Origin of the sequence: Anaerococcus senegalensis JC48 (assembly GCF_000321005.1) — a bacterium.
GTDB classification, from domain to species: domain Bacteria; phylum Bacillota; class Clostridia; order Tissierellales; family Peptoniphilaceae; genus Anaerococcus; species Anaerococcus senegalensis.
Genome location: NZ_HE578907.1, coordinates 1041797 through 1059531 on the forward strand (window position 1 = coordinate 1041797; position 17735 = coordinate 1059531).

Annotated in this window: 22 protein-coding genes; 1 reads left to right on the plus strand and 21 read right to left on the minus strand. The window is 28.4% G+C overall.

The genetic code is table 11. The annotated features are described in order from the left end of the window. Positions 1 to 5: 5 nt before the first annotated feature. The 13 genes from recO to ASHG_RS05190 form a co-directional block, all read right to left on the minus strand. The gene (gene recO, locus ASHG_RS05140; RefSeq protein ID WP_040397955.1) at positions 6 to 764 is read right to left on the minus strand and encodes a DNA repair protein RecO; all 759 of its coding nucleotides are present in this window, start codon (positions 762 to 764) and stop codon (positions 6 to 8) included. Then, positions 751 to 1632 carry a GTPase Era gene (gene era, locus ASHG_RS05145; RefSeq protein WP_040397957.1) on the minus strand — a complete coding sequence of 294 codons (882 nt, stop codon included), beginning with the start codon at positions 1630 to 1632 and terminating at the stop codon, positions 751 to 753. The genes recO and era overlap by 14 nt, the downstream gene beginning before the upstream one ends. Then, positions 1629 to 2033 (minus strand): cytidine deaminase, encoded by a 405-nt coding sequence (cdd, locus tag ASHG_RS05150; protein ID WP_040397960.1) that lies wholly within the window; start codon positions 2031 to 2033, stop codon positions 1629 to 1631. The genes era and cdd overlap by 4 nt, the downstream gene beginning before the upstream one ends. Continuing rightward, a complete protein-coding gene (locus tag ASHG_RS05155; protein WP_040397961.1) occupies positions 2030 to 2848 on the minus strand; it encodes a diacylglycerol kinase in 819 nt (272 codons plus the stop codon). The genes cdd and ASHG_RS05155 overlap by 4 nt, the downstream gene beginning before the upstream one ends. Beyond that, positions 2845 to 3309 carry an rRNA maturation RNase YbeY gene (gene ybeY, locus ASHG_RS05160; RefSeq protein ID WP_040397963.1) on the minus strand — a complete coding sequence of 155 codons (465 nt, stop codon included), beginning with the start codon at positions 3307 to 3309 and terminating at the stop codon, positions 2845 to 2847. The genes ASHG_RS05155 and ybeY overlap by 4 nt, the downstream gene beginning before the upstream one ends. Then, positions 3306 to 4232: a PhoH family protein gene (locus tag ASHG_RS05165; protein WP_040397964.1), complete on the minus strand. Its 927-nt coding sequence runs from the start codon at positions 4230 to 4232 to the stop codon at positions 3306 to 3308. The genes ybeY and ASHG_RS05165 overlap by 4 nt, the downstream gene beginning before the upstream one ends. A 100-nt stretch (positions 4233 to 4332) precedes the next feature. Continuing rightward, on the minus strand, positions 4333 to 4764 hold the full coding sequence (locus tag ASHG_RS05170; protein ID WP_040397965.1) for a hypothetical protein: 432 nt from the start codon (positions 4762 to 4764) through the stop codon (positions 4333 to 4335). Beyond that, positions 4764 to 5705 (minus strand): flotillin-like protein FloA, encoded by a 942-nt coding sequence (gene floA / locus ASHG_RS05175; protein WP_040397966.1) that lies wholly within the window; start codon positions 5703 to 5705, stop codon positions 4764 to 4766. Before floA ends, ASHG_RS05170 begins: the two co-directional genes overlap by 1 nt. Next, entirely contained in the window at positions 5705 to 6328 is a 624-nt protein-coding gene (locus ASHG_RS05180; protein ID WP_040397967.1) for an NfeD family protein, read from the minus strand. Before ASHG_RS05180 ends, floA begins: the two co-directional genes overlap by 1 nt. 92 nt (positions 6329 to 6420) lie before the next feature. Then, entirely contained in the window at positions 6421 to 6564 is a 144-nt protein-coding gene (locus ASHG_RS09020) for a hypothetical protein (RefSeq protein ID WP_156981412.1), read from the minus strand. A 514-nt stretch (positions 6565 to 7078) separates the two neighbouring features. Further along, positions 7079 to 7213, minus strand: coding sequence for a hypothetical protein (locus ASHG_RS09475; RefSeq protein ID WP_262359297.1), 135 nt, complete (start codon positions 7211 to 7213; stop codon positions 7079 to 7081). Between the two features lie 93 nt (positions 7214 to 7306). Next, positions 7307 to 8323 carry a type 2 isopentenyl-diphosphate Delta-isomerase gene (gene fni / locus ASHG_RS05185; RefSeq protein WP_040397969.1) on the minus strand — a complete coding sequence of 339 codons (1017 nt, stop codon included), beginning with the start codon at positions 8321 to 8323 and terminating at the stop codon, positions 7307 to 7309. Between the two features lie 11 nt (positions 8324 to 8334). After that, positions 8335 to 9471, minus strand: coding sequence for an LCP family protein (locus ASHG_RS05190; RefSeq protein ID WP_040397971.1), 1137 nt, complete (start codon positions 9469 to 9471; stop codon positions 8335 to 8337). A gap of 87 nt (positions 9472 to 9558) precedes the next feature. Here ASHG_RS05190 and ASHG_RS05195 point away from each other — a divergent pair, with 87 nt between their 5' ends. After that, positions 9559 to 10386, plus strand: a complete 828-nt coding sequence (locus ASHG_RS05195) for a Cof-type HAD-IIB family hydrolase (protein WP_040397972.1) — start codon at positions 9559 to 9561, stop codon at positions 10384 to 10386. A 20-nt stretch (positions 10387 to 10406) separates the two neighbouring features. On the opposite strand, the gene ASHG_RS05200 is transcribed toward ASHG_RS05195, so the two are convergent. The 8 genes from ASHG_RS05200 to pepD all read right to left on the minus strand — a co-directional run bounded on the left by ASHG_RS05200 (position 10407) and on the right by pepD (position 17657). Then, the gene (locus ASHG_RS05200; protein WP_040397974.1) at positions 10407 to 10613 is read right to left on the minus strand and encodes a hypothetical protein; all 207 of its coding nucleotides are present in this window, start codon (positions 10611 to 10613) and stop codon (positions 10407 to 10409) included. Further along, positions 10603 to 11037 (minus strand): Fe-S cluster assembly sulfur transfer protein SufU, encoded by a 435-nt coding sequence (gene sufU, locus ASHG_RS05205; RefSeq protein WP_040397975.1) that lies wholly within the window; start codon positions 11035 to 11037, stop codon positions 10603 to 10605. The genes ASHG_RS05200 and sufU overlap by 11 nt, the downstream gene beginning before the upstream one ends. Beyond that, positions 11037 to 12257: an aminotransferase class V-fold PLP-dependent enzyme gene (locus ASHG_RS05210; RefSeq protein WP_040397977.1), complete on the minus strand. Its 1221-nt coding sequence runs from the start codon at positions 12255 to 12257 to the stop codon at positions 11037 to 11039. Before ASHG_RS05210 ends, sufU begins: the two co-directional genes overlap by 1 nt. A 1-nt stretch (position 12258) precedes the next feature. Beyond that, complete coding sequence (locus ASHG_RS05215) at positions 12259 to 13305, minus strand: SufD family Fe-S cluster assembly protein (RefSeq protein ID WP_040397979.1); 1047 nt, start codon at positions 13303 to 13305, stop codon at positions 12259 to 12261. Beyond that, positions 13305 to 14720, minus strand: coding sequence for a Fe-S cluster assembly protein SufB (gene sufB / locus ASHG_RS05220; RefSeq protein ID WP_040398407.1), 1416 nt, complete (start codon positions 14718 to 14720; stop codon positions 13305 to 13307). The genes ASHG_RS05215 and sufB overlap by 1 nt, the downstream gene beginning before the upstream one ends. Before the next feature lies 1 nt (position 14721). Then, complete coding sequence (gene sufC, locus ASHG_RS05225) at positions 14722 to 15453, minus strand: Fe-S cluster assembly ATPase SufC (protein ID WP_040397980.1); 732 nt, start codon at positions 15451 to 15453, stop codon at positions 14722 to 14724. Positions 15454 to 15704: 251 nt separating this feature from the next. Then, positions 15705 to 15971: an HPr family phosphocarrier protein gene (locus ASHG_RS05230; RefSeq protein ID WP_040397981.1), complete on the minus strand. Its 267-nt coding sequence runs from the start codon at positions 15969 to 15971 to the stop codon at positions 15705 to 15707. Between the two features lie 267 nt (positions 15972 to 16238). Next, positions 16239 to 17657 carry a beta-Ala-His dipeptidase gene (gene pepD, locus ASHG_RS05235; protein ID WP_040397982.1) on the minus strand — a complete coding sequence of 473 codons (1419 nt, stop codon included), beginning with the start codon at positions 17655 to 17657 and terminating at the stop codon, positions 16239 to 16241. Positions 17658 to 17735: the final 78 nt, after the last annotated feature.

Genomic DNA, 17735 nt, shown 5'->3' on the forward strand with positions numbered 1-17735 from the left:
TCCTATTATTTGACTAATTTGAATACCCAATCAAGTGAGCTAAATTTTCTTATTTCTAAACAATCTAAAACATAGGCTATTATCAAATTCAAAAGCTTTTTCTTTTCTATTTTTAGTTTTATTTTTTCTACTTCATCTGTTGGAGTATATAATAACTTTAATAAAAATAAATATTCTTCTTTTGTAAGATAAATCATCTTATAATTACTTCTTCTACAAGATTTACAAACAAGACCGCCATCTTCTATAGAAAAATATAAATTATTTGAATTAATCTTTTCTCCACATATTGAACATTCTTTTAAATTTGGTTTAAAGCCTGAAAAAGATATGTACTTTAATAAAAAGCAAAGAAAAATATTTAAATAATTTTCACTTGCTTTTTCAAAGCTATCAAAAGTCTTATCTAATAAATTATAGACAAAGTCTTTTTGGTCAAAATCAATTGTTCTTAATAATAAATCACAAATTGCCGATTTATATACTATTATATCAAAATTTTTATTAGATTTCGAATAAGATTTGATTAACGACGCATCTTTTATTCCAAAAAACTTCTCACCAGATTTATAAAGATTGTAGGATGATTTTACAAATCTTTGAGTTGATGACAAATTAGAATTTTTTTTATTTAAAACTCCTTTAGCTATTATAGAAATTTTCCCCATACTTTTTGTAAAAACTTCTATGATTTTACTTGATTCTTTGTAGTTAAATTCTCTTAAAACAAATCCTTCTACATTTGAATTATCACTTGTAACCAAACCTATTCACCAATTTTTGTTTTTTGCGCCAATCTTTTTCAACTTTCACCCATAGTTTTAAATTTATCTTGCTGTCCATGAAAACTTCTATTTCGCATCTGGCATCCATTCCAATTTTTTTGATTTTTCTTCCGTTTTTTCCTATTACTATTTCTTTGTGGCTTGGTCTTTCTACAATAATACTTGCATAAATATCATATAAATTCTTATCTTCTCTTTTTTTGAATTGGTCTATTCTTACAAAAATTCCATGAGGAATTTCATTTGATAAATTTTTTAAAGCCTTCTCCCTAATTATTTCTGATACAATAAATCTTTCATTCTTATCAGTTATCATATCTGATGGATAATATAAGGGACCTTCTGGTAAAATTTCTTTAATTGTTTGTATATATTTTCCAATATTTTCATCATTTAAGGCTGATATTGGAATTATATAATCAAATAAATTTAGACCTATATAAGTTCTTTTTATTTGATCAATTTCATCTTCCTCTAACAAATCACATTTATTTATAAGTAAAATTTTTGGTACTTTTATTTTTTCTAACAAGTCCAAAATCATCTTATCAAGTCTTCCAATTGTTAGAGAATTATCTACTATAAATGTTACTAAATCTGAATCTTTAAGGCTTTCTTCTGAAACTTCCAAAAGATGTTCTTGAAGCTTATTTCTAGGTGTTTGAATACCTGGAGTATCTAGAAAAATAATTTGTGAATCTTCGTCATTATAAATTATTTTTATCTCATCTCTTGTTGTTTGGGGCTTATTAGAAATTATTGAAATTTTTTCTCCTAAAATTTTTTCCATCAAAGTAGATTTCCCTACATTTGCCCTTCCAACTACCGATACAAATCCTGATTTCATTTTTCCTCCAAATCTTTTTTTGAAAAGTTATATGGAAGAATATCTTTTAGTCCATATATCTTATAATCTTCTACTGAATTTGCAATTACAATTTTTGAATCAGTATCTAAAAATTCTGCCATAAATTGCCTACAAACTCCACAAGGATAAGTCATCTTGCTATCTCCTGTTATTATTATTGTATCAATTTCTTTTTCTCCTGCACTTATTGCTGAACTAAGGGCTGATCTTTCTGCACAAATTGTTACTGAATAAGCTGCATTTTCTATATTTACTCCCTTGTAAATATTTCCTTTTTTTGTTAGTACAACACTTGATACCCTAAATTTCGAATAAGGTGAGTAAGAATTTTTTTTATTTTCTATAGCAAGTTCTATCAACTCTTCTAATTTTTTTCTCATGAAAATACTCCAAATATTAATAAGGCTGTTGCTGTTCCCAATGTTGCTCCCCTAATTATTTCTGGTAGTGAATGAATATTTGCTTCAAACCTACTTTCTGCTACTATAATAGCAAGTCCATAAAATACAAAAATCAAAAATCCTTCATCAACTCTCATAGCTCCTATTGTTGCAAGACAAAAAGCTATTGCTGTGTGTCCTGATACAAAACCACCATGAAAGGCTGTTCCATGACCTTTATAAAAAATTCCTTTAAAAAATATAGTAGAAATAATTACAATAGATACGGTTATGAGTGCAAGATGAGATGGCCTTCTAGAAATTCTTAATACAACAGATGAAGAAAAATTTGCAACCTTATCAAAAAATACCAAGTATGCAATAAAAATTGTATTTAAAGCTGATACAAAAGTTGCTGCTGCCGACAAGTCTTTACTAGCTTTTGCTTCTTTTGATTTTTTTCCTCCACCACCAAGATTTACTGCTTGTTCAAGCGAAGTATTTAAAAGCTCACAAGAAATTACAAAGGCAATTGAAAAAACCAAAAACATCATTTCTACTCTTGAAACATTCAAAAATAAGGAAATAAATAAAACAAGAATAGATGTTAGAACATGAAATTTCATATTTTTTTCATTATTTATTGCAAAAACAAGGCCCTCAAAGGCATAATCAAATCCCTTTACAAATTTTTCACCAGGGCTTTTTTGCTTTGGTACATATTTTTGAGCTTGATCTTCTTTTCTTTTTTCATCTTTCAATTCTTTTTTAACTTGAGCTTTTATTTCTTCAATTAATTGTTTTTCATCTTTCATTTGAATACCCCAAGATTTTTCATAACTTGCTTTTCTTTAGATCTCATTATTTTTTTATCATCTTCTTCCATATGATCATATCCTAGAAGGTGGAGAATTGAATGGCAGGTTAAATACATTATCTCTCTTTCAAAAGAGTGTCCCAATTCATCTGCTTGTTTTCTTGCAACATCAATACAAATTACTACATCTCCAAGCATCAAATAGGGTTTTTTTAACAAAGTTTTTCTATCTTCATTGAAAAAATCTTCTATTGGAAAAGATAAAACATCAGTTACCTTATCAATATTTCTAAATTCTCTATTTAATTCTTTAATTTTTCCTTCATCTACAAAAGATAGAGAAATTTCACATTTTTCTTGGTCAACTTTTTCAACTAACAATACTTCTTTTATAACTTTTTCTAAATCATCTTTTATATTTATATCTTCATTAGTAGCATTATTTATTATTAATTTCATCTTGTTTTTTCTTTTTCCTTATCAGCCTTATCGTAAGCTTCAATTATTCTTTGAACTAAAGGATGTCTTACTACATCGACTCCACTAAATTCCATAAATTCTATTCCTCTTACATTTCTAAGAATCCTAGATGCAGATTTTAAACCTGAATTTTTTCCACGAGGTAAATCTATTTGAGTAATATCACCAGTGATAATAGCTTTTGATCCATAGCCAAGCCTTGTCAAAAACATCTTCATTTGCTCAAAAGTTGTATTTTGTGCTTCATCTAAAATTACAAAAGAGTTATCAAGAGTTCTTCCTCTCATATAAGCTAAAGGTGCAACTTCTATTGCTCCTTTTTCAACTAAATTTTGATAAGTTTCAAAACCAAAAATTTCAAATAATGCATCATAAAGTGGTCTTAAATATGGATCAACCTTATCTTGCAAATCTCCAGGCAAAAATCCTAAACTTTCACCAGCCTCAACGGCAGGTCTTGTAAGAATAATTCTATTTACTTCGTTATTTTTAAAAGCTCTTATTGCCATAGCTACTGCCAAATAAGTTTTTCCTGTTCCAGCAGGTCCAATCCCAAAGACCACATCGTTATTATTGATCATACTAACATAAGATTTTTGTCCTAAAGTTTTTGGTTTAATAGCTTTACCATTTGCAGTTGTAACAATTACTTGGTCCAAGGATGACTTTATCACTTCCTTGTTTTCAGAAACAAGCATATCAGAAAAATATTTTAATTTTTGAAAATCAATGCTTTTTTCTTTTTTTATCACTTCAACTACTTCTTCTATAAGCTTTACGGCAAGTTTTAGATTAACTTCTTCACCTTTTACACTTATTTTCCCATCTTCAGTTTTTATTTTTACATCAAATTTGTTTTCAATAAACTTTCTATTTTTATCAAAATTACCGAATAAACCCATAATTATATCGGTATTATTTATTTCTAAAATCTCTTTAATTTTAATCACTCCTTTGAGAATATTATACCATTTTAGGGTAAATAAAAAAGATGAGAAAATCTCATCTTTTAGCTTTTGGCTTTCCTATTATCTCTGAATAAATTATAGCTTTTTTAAGTTCATTTTTATTTAGTTTTAATTTTTTTACTTCCTTATCATAATCTTCAATCTGTTTTGAATAAATATCTTTAGATTTTCTTTCTAATTTTTTATCAGATTTTTTATTATAAGAAGGTCTATTATTTCTTTCTACTTTTTTAGAAGCCTTATCAAAAGTTTTATTATTTTTTTTATTATTTTTTGCAAGTGAGGACATAGCCTCGCCGAATTCCATCTTCTTTTTTCTTGTCTTTTTTCGAGTTTTTTGATTGTTATTTAATTCTTTTAGCCAAGTATCAAAATCAGGAGTATATTTTCCCTCTGCTTTATTATTTTCTTTATCAAGTTTATAAATAAATTTATAAAACTTTGTTGTTAGCTTATCTTTTGCCATTAAAATTCATCTCTACTATCAGCTTCTGATATTTTATTTCTCATTTGAGTATCAGCATTGATATTTTTCATATTATAATAATCTAATACTCCAAGATTTCCACTTTCTAGAGCTTTTGCAATTGCAAGTGGAACTTTTGATTGAGCATCTACAACTTTCGCCCTATTTTCTTGTTCGAGAGCAATAGCTTGGGCACGTCTTTCTTCTGCTTTTGCTTGGGCAATATTTTTATCAGCCTCAGCTTGATCTCTTTGTAATTCTGCCCCTACATTTCGTCCAACATCTACATCTGCAATATCGATTGATAAAATTTCAAAAGCTGTTCCAGAATCAAGTCCTTTTTCCAAAACTGTTTGGGAAATATTATCTGGATTTTCTAAAACTTCTGCGTGAGTGTGAGATGAACCAACTGTTGTAACAATTCCTTCACCAACTCTTGCTATAATTGTTTCCTCTCCTGCTCCTCCTACAAGCCTTTCAATATTTGCTCTTACAGTAACTTTTGCTATTACTTTTACTTCAATTCCGTTTTTTGCAACTGCTGCTATTGTTGGAGTATTTATTACTTTTGGGTTTACAGAAACTTGTACAGCTTCAAAAACATTTCTTCCTGCAAGGTTCATTGCTGCTGCTTGTTGGAAGGTCAAATCAATATTTGCCCTTTCAGCTGCAATCAAGGCATCTACAACTTGATTTACATCTCCACCTGAAAGAAAATGACTTTCTAAATCAGAACTTGCAATTTGTATACCTGCTTGGTGAGATTTTATTAAGGCATAAACAATATGTCTAGGATTTACTCTTCTAAATCTCATTGCAACAAGAGATCCCATAGAAACTGGAACTCCTGAGGATCTTGCTGTTATCCATAATCCAATTGGAACTAAAGATAAAAATACTACTACTAAAATTACTATCAAAGCTGGAATAATTATTGGCATTATATATCCTCCTTAACATAAATGTTTCCATCTTTTATTTCTACTACTTTTACACCTACATCTTTTTTGATAAATTCTCCATAAGTTCTTGCGTCGTAAATTTTTTCATCAATTTCTATTCTTCCTGTAGGTCTTAAAATACTAAGGGTCTTTCCAGATTTTTCCAAAAGAAATGAATAATCTTTTTTAGAATTATACCCTCTCTCCTTTGTTTGAACATTAGTAAGAATTGATTTTTCAAAAACCTTAGCAGAAAATCCTAATTTTATAAAAAGGGTTATACTTATAAAAACAGATGCTGCTGTTATCATCAAAACAATTATTCCAAATAAAGAATTATTTAAAGAATCCATAAGAGAATAAATTGTCAAAATTAATCCTAAGCTTCCTAAAATGCCAAAACTTGGCGTTATTAGCTCTATGACTAGTAACAAGATACCAGAAATAAAACAAATAATAGTTATCAAATCTGCCTGACCCCTATCAAATCCCACCTTATAAAAATAAGCAAAAAGAGCTAGAGCTATTATAGAAAATAAAATTTTCTTATCAGTAAAAAATATAGCCACTATACTAATAAAAGCTAAACTAAAAGATAGGGCTAATAAAATATCTGCTAACATAATACTCCTTTCTATAAAAAAATTATATTCTTTATATCTATACCCAAAAAATAAAAAGAGAAGAAAATTCTCTCTTTTTAGTAATTAATTTTTTAAAAATTATCTTCTAATAATTCATAAATATCATTGTAATTTTGTGTTGGAATATTTATATAATCTACTCCTTCTTGACCAATATCGTGACCTTCCCTCTTATATTCTAAAATTTTATTTTTAGAATCAATTGTATAATCCAAATCAAAACCAAACCACCAAGCTAGCCAATTTGAATCTACATATAATTTTTTACCTTATATCACTGCTTCATACTTATTTGTCAAAAAACTTACATTTTCTTCTTTCATATAATCATCTCTTGCAAAAGTGAAAACCCCATATTCTGGAAAATATTGGTAGGAATAATTAGGAATATTTTCTGAAACATCTATATTTACATGAAATAATCCAAAATAATAGGTTCCGTCAGAATTTTCTTTTATATGCCTTCCTTGATTTTCTGCTAAAATTTTCTTGTATTTATTTGGGATATTTATTTGATAACCACCCCAAATGTCACATTTTCCTATGATTTTTTCACCATATTTCTCAAATATTTTTTCTTCCAGGTATTGTAAAGAAATTTTTCTTATCAGAAAATTCCAATTTTTGGCTTTCTTCTGGATAATTTTCTTTCATGGATATTCTTTTTTCTACATATTTTGTTTTATCATTACTATTAGAATTAAAATTTGATCCATTTTTGTTGTCGCTTTATATTATATTTTTACTATTTGAATTTTTAATCTGATTTTTATCAAAACCAAAAAATACTTTTCCAAAATAAAAGACTAAAATGGCAAGTAAGACTATAAAAAGTCCTATTACAATTTTCTTATAAGATTTCATTTTCCCCTACTGGTGTTGTTTATTTTATTATAGAAATAAATAAATATTTTTCATACTTTTATAATAAAAAAAGAAGGATCTCTCCTTCTTTAATTAGCTAATTAGTTCTTTTAGCCTTCCAGTTATTTTGTACGGAACTTTTTTAAGCTCTTCTATATTTTTTACGCCAACTAGAGCCATAAATATCTTTATTTTAGTTTGCAATTCTTCCAAATATTTTTGAGCATAATCATAATCACCCCTTAATAGAAATGATAAAACTTCCCCAGAAATCGCACACATATCTGCTCCAATTATTATTGATTTGCAAACATCACTTGCATTTCTAATTCCACCACTTGAAATTAAGAAAAAATCATCAGATAGACTTCTTAAATCAAGAATTGATTTTGCTGTAGGTATGCCCCAAGAATAAAATTCTGAATAATCTTTGTCAAAAATCCTCATATCTTCTATTTCTATAAAATTAGTTCCACCTTTTCCAGCAACATCTATATATCTTATGCCTATATCTAAAAGTTTTTTGCCAACTTCTTTGCTCATTCCAAAACCAACTTCTTTTACAATCAAGGGTGCTGAAATATTGTTTTTTATATTTTTTAAATTCTCGATATTATTTGAAAAATCTCTCTCTCCTTCAGCCATAACCAATTCTTGAGCTACATTTAAATGAGCTTGCATGGCTCTTGCTCCAATTAAATCTTTGGCAAATTCAAAATTTTCTATACTATTTTCAAGTCCTAAATTTCCTATTTTAAAAACTTGATCTTTTTCTTTTAAAAGAGAAAAAGATTCTCTAGCCTTAATATCTTTTAAGGCGATGGACTCGCTTCCTACAGCCATAGGAATATTTAAATCTTTACAAATGTTTGATAAATCCTCGTTTATATCCTCACTAATTTCTGTTCCCCCTGTCATAGCATTTACCATAACTGGCATAGAAATTTTTTGCCCCATAAATTCTATAGATGTATCAATTTCATTAAAATTTATATCACTTAGAGCATTGTGTTCAACATAAACATTATTTAATAAAGTTTTTGACCTAAATTCACTTCTAAGATAATTTTCAATATGCTCATCTTTTCTTGCTCTTCTTTTTTCATCCATAATATCACCTACTAATTATCTTGTGTAAAATTTTCTATTTCATTGTTTAAATAATTTTTATTATCTAAAGAATCAACCTCATCATTATCTTCAGTTTCTATACTTTTATTATCCTCATCATAATCAGTATAATTATCTATATTATTATTTTTATTTTCTTCTATTTTATTATAATCTTCATTTGACTCATAATTTTTATAAGAATAATTATAATATTCATATTCCCAATAATAACTATCTTCTTTACTCCAGCCCTTTAACTTATATTTTGGAAATACCTTATTTACAATATCCCAAGTAGCCTCATAATCAGGAATATAATAAGAAACTCCATCTATCATACTCGCTTCACCTGGAACTGTATAAGTTTTAAATTTATCAGAAGAAAAATTTGACATATTATTTGCAAAATCAACCATAGTTCCAAAAGGAACATTAGTTTTTACATCCTTAAAATAAGTTTCAATCAAAGAAGTCATATTAATTTCTTTAGATTTTTTTACTAATTCATTAACTATAGTTTTCAAAAATTCTTGTTGTGCATTAACTCTACCAAGATCTCCATTATTATAGATTTTTCTTGTTCTCAAATACCACAAAACATCCATACCATTCATTTCATTCATTCCTGGTCTAATATGAACATCACCGTGATCAATAGAAATTCCTTCAGGCACCTTGTATTTTAATCCACCCATAGCATCTACAATATCTACCAAAGCATCATAATTTACTTCAACATAATAATCTAAATCTATTCCCAAGAAATCTCTCAAAGATTTCAAAGTTAAACCAATTCCACCATATGCATGAGCATGATTTGCTTTTGTAAATTCATCTCTAACTTTAATTCTTGAATCTCTTGGTATAGACAAAAGATCAACTTTTCCTGTTTCTGCATTTATTTTACAAAGCATTATAGTATCAGTTCTAGTAAAATCTGGATTTTCATTATTTTCATTTACATCAACCCCAACCAACAAAACTAAAATTTCATGGTCAACTTTTTGATATTTATTTTCATCTGCAGCTTCATTCCCGTAATTTGAAATATTTTTTTTATTTTCTAATCTGTTTAGAAAAAAATTTGAAGAAAAATAAACTATAGCTACAGTTAATATAGTAATTAACAATCTTTTAAACTTCATACAAACTCCTTCTCATCTAGTAATTATAGCATAAAAATATCCTTAATAAAAATGATAAAATCAAAAAATATATGATATAATCTACTTATGATTAAGCTAATTACAATTGATATAGACGGAACCTTACTAACTGATTTAAGGCGTCTACCCGAAAAAAACAAAAAAATGATATTAAAGGCAAAAAAATTAGGATGTCACATCGCCCTTGTAAGTGGTAGGCCATTTTCTGGAATCCTCCCCTATGTGAAAGAACTAGATCTTGAACATGAAGGACATTTTTCAATTTCTCAAAATGGTTCTTACATTTTTGATAACTACACTAAGGAAGTAATTACAGGAGTTTTTCAAAAACCAAAAGATTTAATCGCCCTCGATGATTCTTTAAAAAAATTTAAGGTTCAAGTTTCAGCCATGGATGATGATAGTTTTTATACAAGGCACAAAAATCCAAATTTATTTACAAGAGTCGATTCTTTTTTAACCAAGTTAAAACTAAAAAAAGTCTCCTACCATGATTTTGATCAAGACAAAAATTTTGGTAGATTTTTAATTATGGGCTGGCCTTGGAATATAGAAAAAGTAATGGACAATATGCCAAGCTATGTAAACGAAAATTATTATTATGCAAAAACCGCCCCAGTTTTAATTGAAGTTATGAACAAAAATGCAAACAAGGGAAATGCCATAAAATTGATGAGTGAGAAACTTGGTTTTGAAATTGATGAAATTATGGCAATAGGAAATGAAATGAACGATATTCCCATGCTAGATATGGCTGGATTTTCTGTGGCGATGGAAAACGCCAACGATTACCTAAAACCTCATGCTGATTATATAACTTTATCAAACAATAAGGCAGGTGTTGGAGAGGTCATAGAAAAATTAATTGAAAATAATTTTGAAAAATTTAATTAAAAAAGCATTCCTAGATTTTTCTAAGAATGCTTTTTATTTTCTTTGAAATTTTTATATTTTACATAGGCATTGGCACCCATAATAATAGTTACCAATAAGATTATCCACCAAAATGGTTTATTTTTTACATATTGAATTATTGTTAGAATTATAAGAAGAACAAAAGTTATAGTACTTGTAACAAATTCTATAAATTTATAATCTTTAAAAAAATTATTATTTGACATCTTTATCTATAACTTCATCCAAAGTTTTCCAAGATAAAAGTGCGCATTTTACCCTTTGTGGCATATTTGAAATATTTTGGAAGGCTGCTGCATCTCCAATTTTTTCCAAATCCTCATCACTTATATCTTCTCTTCTTATCATATCTATATAAATTTTTGCCATTTCTTTTGCTTCTTCTATTGTTTTTCCTACAATTTCATCGCACATAACAGAAGTTGCAGCTTGGCTTATTGCACAACCATGTCCAGTAAAAGCTGCATCTGTTATTACATTTCCATCATGTTTTAATTCCAAAACAATTTCATCTCCACATGAAGGATTGTGTCCTGGCTCTTTTATATCAGGATTTTCTAAATTTCTTTTATTTTTTTGGTTTCTAGAATTTTCTAAAATTACTTGAGTATATACATCGTTTAAGTCCATTAAAGTCCCATCACCTTTCTTACATTTTTAAGCTCTTTTGCAAAATATTCTACTTCCTCTTTAGTATTATATATTGCAAATGATACTCTGCAAGTTGAAGATACATCAAGATAAGTATGAAGAGGCATAGCACAATGGTGACCACTTCTTACAGCAATTCCTTTCATATCCAAAATTGTTGCAACATCGTGTGGGTGAATATCATCAAAAGTAAAAGAAACTACAGATCCTGTTTTTCTTTTTTCTGGGAAAAATACTTTTATATGGTCTATATCTTTAATTAATTCATAAGCATATCTTGCAAGCTCATTCTCATGTTTATAAATATTTTCCACACCTATTTCATTCATAAAATCAATTGCTGCAGAAAGTCCAACAACTCCTCCTACATCTTGGGTTCCTGCTTCAAATTTTTGAGCAGGAGCTGCAAAGGTAGATTCTTGTTCATAAACATATTCAATCATATCGCCACCAAGATTGTATGGTTTTAATTTTTCAAGCAAATTATATTTACCATACAAAATTCCAATTCCCATTGGTCCATACATTTTATGTCCTGAAAAAGCAAGAAAATCACAATCCAAATCTTTTACATCAATTTTTCCGTGTGGAGCTAGTTGGCAGGCATCAACAATTGAAATCGCACCAACTTGATGGGCAAGTTTTGTGATCATTTTTTGATCTGTCATTTCACCTGTAACATTTGATGAAGCTGTGATTGAAACAATTTTTGTTTTTTCTGTGATTTTTTCTTTCAACTCTTCATAATTTAATGAATAATCCTCATTTAAATAAACATATTTTAAAACTGCCCCAGTTTCTTTAGCCACTCTTTGCCAAGGAACTAAATTTGCATGATGTTCTAGAATTGAAATTACAATTTCATCGCCCTTTTTTAAATTTTCACATGCATAAGAATAGGCTACAAGATTCAAAGATTCTGTTGCATTTCTTGTATAAATTATTTCTTCGCTTCTTTCTGCCTTTATGAAATCTTTTATCTTTTCTCTTGTATTTTCAAAAACTTCTGTTGCTTTCCAAGATAAAAAGTGAGCCCCTCTATGAGGATTTGCATTTGAATATTTGTAATAATCAGCTTGAGCATTTATTACGAAAATAGGGTTTTGACTTGTTGCTGCTGAATCTAGATAAATAACTTTTTTTCCAGTTTTTTCTTCATCCAAAAACGGAAACTCTTCTCTTATTTTTTCTATATCCATACTAATCCCTCGTATTCATCGTGTGAACTTTATATCTAACTTTTTCTCTCAATTCTTCATGATCAATTTTATCAATTGTTGGAGCAAAATTAGCTTCAAGCATCAAACTTTCTGCTTTTCTTTTAGAAAATCCTCTACTCATTATATAAAATAACATTGCCTTATCAAATCTACCAACACTTGCTGCGTGTTCTCCAGAAACATCCTTTTCTTCATTTAATAAAACTGGAGCAGACCTATTTATTGCATCAGGACTAAGCATTACTGCATAATCTCCAATTTTCCCATCAGCATGCTCACATCCTCTTTTAAGATCAACAACACCCTTCCATCTTTTCTCAGCTTTTCCTTTTAAAGCACCATTAAAAAAACAATTTGAATTTGTAACTTTTGCTTTATGGTCGTTGAAAGCTGCTATATCTAAAAAGTCATCATTTTCTTTAAAATAAATTCCATTTTCTTCAAGATTTGATTCTTCTCCATCAAGGAAATTTCTAATATTTACATAAGACTTACTTGATCCAAGCTCTAAATATGAAATATCAAAATTTGCTCTATCGCCTATAATTGATGAAATTTGTTGCAAATTTACAGAATTTTCTAATAAATCCACCACAACAACTAATTTCACAAAAGAATCTTCTTCAAGATTTACCCTTATCAAAGAATTTAGATAAGATGAATTCCCCTCACTTTGAGAAAAATTAATTAAGAAAGAAGAATTTGATCCTTTTTCTGCATTTATATCAATTTTATTTACCAATTGATTTGAACTTTCATCTAGATTTAAATTTATAAATTCAAGTTCATTTTCTCCATCAATGTCTCTATAAATATCTAAATTATTAAATTCTTTATTCTCATCTAAGAAAGCTTGTGAAAGCCCATAATTTTTTTTACTAAAAATTTCATTTAAAGATTTATTTTCTTTATTTGAACTTTGAAAATTTTTGTAAGCTTTTTTTTCATTTAAACTTGGAGCTTTTTTACTATAATTTAGCTTGGTATATGACCAAGTAGGCTCTCTCATTACATTTACTTTATCCATCAGCCATTTGCTCCTTCCAATTCCATATCAATCAAATTATTCATTTCAACAGCATATTCTAGTGGCAATTCTTTTGCAACTGGCTCAGCAAATCCTCTAACTATCATAGATTTTGCTTCGTTTTCTGGAATTCCCCTACTCATTAAATAAAATATTTGTTTTTGATCAAGAGATCCAATTTTTGCTTCGTGTCCACAATCTACGTCATCATTTCTAATATCAAGAGTTGGAATTGTATCTGATTTTGATTCGCGTGATAACATTAAGTTTTCACAATCAACAGTTGACTTTGATCCCTTTGCTTTTTTTCCGATTTTTACAAAAGATCTTGTCATTGATTTTCCATTTCCTTGAGTAATAGATTTTGTAAGAGCTGTTGAATAAGTATTTGGTGCATTATGGATCATTGAACAACCATTATCAATGTATTGACCGTTTGATGCATAAGTTATTCCTGTGTATTCTGCTCTTGCTCCTTCTCCATTTAAAATTGTTGTTGGATAAAGCATGGATACTTTTGAACCAAAAGATCCAGAAATCCATTCAACTTGACCATTTTCTTCAACAATTGCTCTTTTTGTATTAAGGTTGTACATATTTCTTGACCAGTTTTCTATTGTTGAAAATCTTACTTCTGCATCTTTATGAACAAAAATTTCTACACTTCCTGCGTGAAGATTTACAACATTATATCTTGGTGCAGAACATCCTTCTATAAAATGAACTTTTGCTCCTTCTTCTGCAATAATCATTGTGTGTTCAAATTGTCCAGCTCCTGGTGCGTTTAATCTGTAATAAGATTGAAGTGGAATATCTACATTCACTCCCTTTGGTACATAAATTAAAGATCCACCTGACCAAACAGCACCGTGAAGAGCAGCATATTTGTGTAGAGTTGGTGGAATTGCTCTTTGAAAATATTTGTGAACAATTTCTTCATGTTCTCTTAAAGCTGTATCAAAATCTGTAAAAATCACTCCTTGATCTGATAAGTGTTTTTGAATTGAATGGTAAACTTCCTCACTGTCGTATTGAGCTCCAACTCCTGCAAGAGATTCTTGTTCAGCTTGTGGAATTCCTAGCCTATCAAATGTGTCTTTAATTTCATCTGGTAAGGATTCCCAATTATCTTTCTTTGTAGTTTTTGGCTTAACATAAGTTGTTATATCTGCCATATTTAATTCAGAAAGATCCGGTCCCCATGCAGGATTTTCAGTTTGTTCAAAAATCAAAAGAGATTGAAGTCTTCTCTTTAACATCCACTCTGGTTCGTTTTTCTTTTTTGATAATTCTTCAACTATTTTTTTGTTTATACCCTTATCGGAAATATCTGAGTATTCAAACTTGTCAATGACATCATAAATACCCCTATCAATATCCTTAAAGGTTGATTCATCAAATTTCTTTTCTGTCATATTAAACCCACTCATATCCTTCTTTTTCAATTTTTTCCATTAGGCTTGCATCAGATGTTTCTTTGATTACTCCATCTTTTAAAACGTGAACATAATCAACATCAATATTTGCCAATAATTCATTGTGGTGAGTTACAACTATTACTGCATTATCTTCGCTTAAATAATTTTTGATTCCTTCACTTACAATTCTTACTGCATCAACATCAAGTCCTGAATCAGTTTCGTCAAGCATAGCAAGTTTTGGATTTAACATTTTTAATTGTAAAATTTCTGATTTTTTTCTTTCTCCACCAGAAAATCCTACATTTACATATCTATTTGCATATTCTTCAGATAATTTTAAATCATCCATTTCTTTTTTTAATTCTTTATTAAATCCTAAAATTGATGGTTTTTTGCCTGTAACTTCTTCTTTTGCTTGTTTTAAGAAATCTCTTAATTTTACACCATTAATTGCATCTGGTGATTGGAAAGACATAAAAATTCCTGCTTTTGCTCTTTTATCTGTTGTAAGATCTGTTATATCATTACCTTCAAAAAATATTTTTCCTTCAGTAACATCATAAATTGGATTAGCCATAATTGAATTCATGAAAGTAGATTTTCCTGATCCATTTGAACCCATTATTACATGAACTTCTCCAGCATTAACCTTTAAATTTATTCCTTTTAATATTTCAGTATCTCCAACTGAAACATGTAAATTTTCAACTTTTAATAATTCTTTCATTTTGTACCTCTTCTTATAATTTTCGAGAAAATAAATCTTATATCCATTAAAAAGTATACTACTTTAGTACGGATTGTCAAAACTTGAAATCTTAACATCTAATAATAAAATTTGTTTTGATTATTTTCTAATATTTTTATAAATAAATTAATACTTACAAATTCAATTTTACTTTTCCCAAAGAAAAAAACACTTTTAATAAAAGTGTTCTCTATAATTAAATATTTTATTTTAAATATATATATTTTCAACTAATAATTTGTTAATTCATTTTCAACTAAATCAACTAAACTTTTTACAGCTTCTTGTTCACCCTCACCTTGAGCTTTTATAATAATTTCTTCACCTTTACCAGCACTCATTGAAAGCACAGACATAATTGATTTAGCATTATAAACTCTACCATCTTTTTCTACATTTATATCGCATCCATGCTTAACAGCTTCTCTAATAAAAATAGAAGCAGGCCTTGCATGTAAACCGATTTCATTCACTAATGTGACTTTTTCCTCGTACATAACTCCTCCATATTTTTGTTGATAAATTAATATTATCAGTCTATATTTGTTTTAACTCAAGACCTTAACTCGCTATATTTATTATACACGTTTTCCTATAAAAATACAACGGTTTCACTTCGACAGCTTAGTGTTTTAAACAGTCTGTTTTTTTCAGAAAATGATTTCCTTTCTTTTATTATTATAACATGAAATAAAAATTTAACAAGCTTCTTTTATATTTATTATTATGATAAATATAAAAGAGGCCGAAGCCTCTTTTTTTTCTTATCTTAATTCTTTTAGTAATTCTACTAAAAATTTATAATTATTTTCTGTAGATTTTATGTTTACTCTTTCTTCTGGTGAGTGAGCACCTTCTATTTCAGGACCAAATGAAACCATTTGAGTATCTTTCAAATCTTGTTTTAATAATCCACATTCAAGTCCACCATGAGTTGTTAAGATTTGAGGTTTTTTACCAAATAAATTTTCCCAAACTTTTACCATTTTTTCTAAAAGTTCGCTGTCTTCTCTTTCCCAACCTGGATATTCATTATCAGATGTAACTTTTGCTCCAAATATTTCAACTTGTCTTTTAATTACATCACGTCTAAATCTTTTTGCACTTGTTAGCTCACTTCTAGCAAGGACTGTAAATGTTATAGTTTTATCATCTTCTTCGATTAATCCAAGGTTTGAACTTGTAACCATTGATCCATCAAATTTCTTTACAGGACCATCTGCTAAAATTAAGTTAGAATTTACAATTTTTTCTGATAATTCTTTTGTAAATACTTCCCCATCATAATCACATTGTTCAATTATGATTTGTCCATTTGGATCTGAGTTTTTGTATTCATGTAAAATATTTTCTTTTACTTCTTCTAATTTTTCAATAGCTTCTTTAGCGTTTTCTACTTCTACAATTGCATATGAATGTGAAGGAATGGCATTTCTTTTTACTCCACCTTCAATTTTTGCAATTTTGTATGAATCAAGAGTATCAATTACCCTTACAAGGCCCTTGATTGCATTTAATCTGAATTTATCAATTTCCATTCCTGAATGTCCACCTTGGAAATTTTTAAATTCTATTGAAATAAATTCTCCATTTGCTTTTTCGTATTCTTTTTCAAATGAAAATTTAATATCCATTCCGCCTGCACATCCAATTGTAAGAATTGCTTCTTCTTCACTGTCAATATTTAAAAGATATTTTGGATTTCCTAATTTTTTAGCATCAAGATTATTTACACCAACCATTGATGTTTCTTCACCTGTTGTAATTAGTGCTGCAATTGGACCGTGATTAATTTCATCATTATCTAAAATTGCAAGAGCATAAGCTACTGCCATTCCATCATCAGCACCAAGGGTTGTTTTATTAGCTGTAACCCAATCTCCTTCTACAAGAAGTTCGATAGGATCTTTTGAAAAATCATGATCAGAATCTTTTTCTTTTACAGCCACCATATCCATATGACCTTGAAGTAAAATTTCTGGATAATCTTCACATCCTTTTTTAGCTTCTTTCTTTATATATACATTTAAAACATCATCTTGCCAATATTCTAAATTTCTTTCTTTTGCAAAATTTACTAAAAAATCTGAAATTCCTTGTTCATTCCCACTTTCTCTTGGTATATTTGAAATTTCTTTAAACCAATGAAACACTTCTTTAGGTTGTAAGTCTTTGTATTCCATAAATCCTCCTATTTTATTTTCTATATTTATTATACTCTAACAAAAATTATATTTAAAAAATTTTTAAAGGATTTTGAC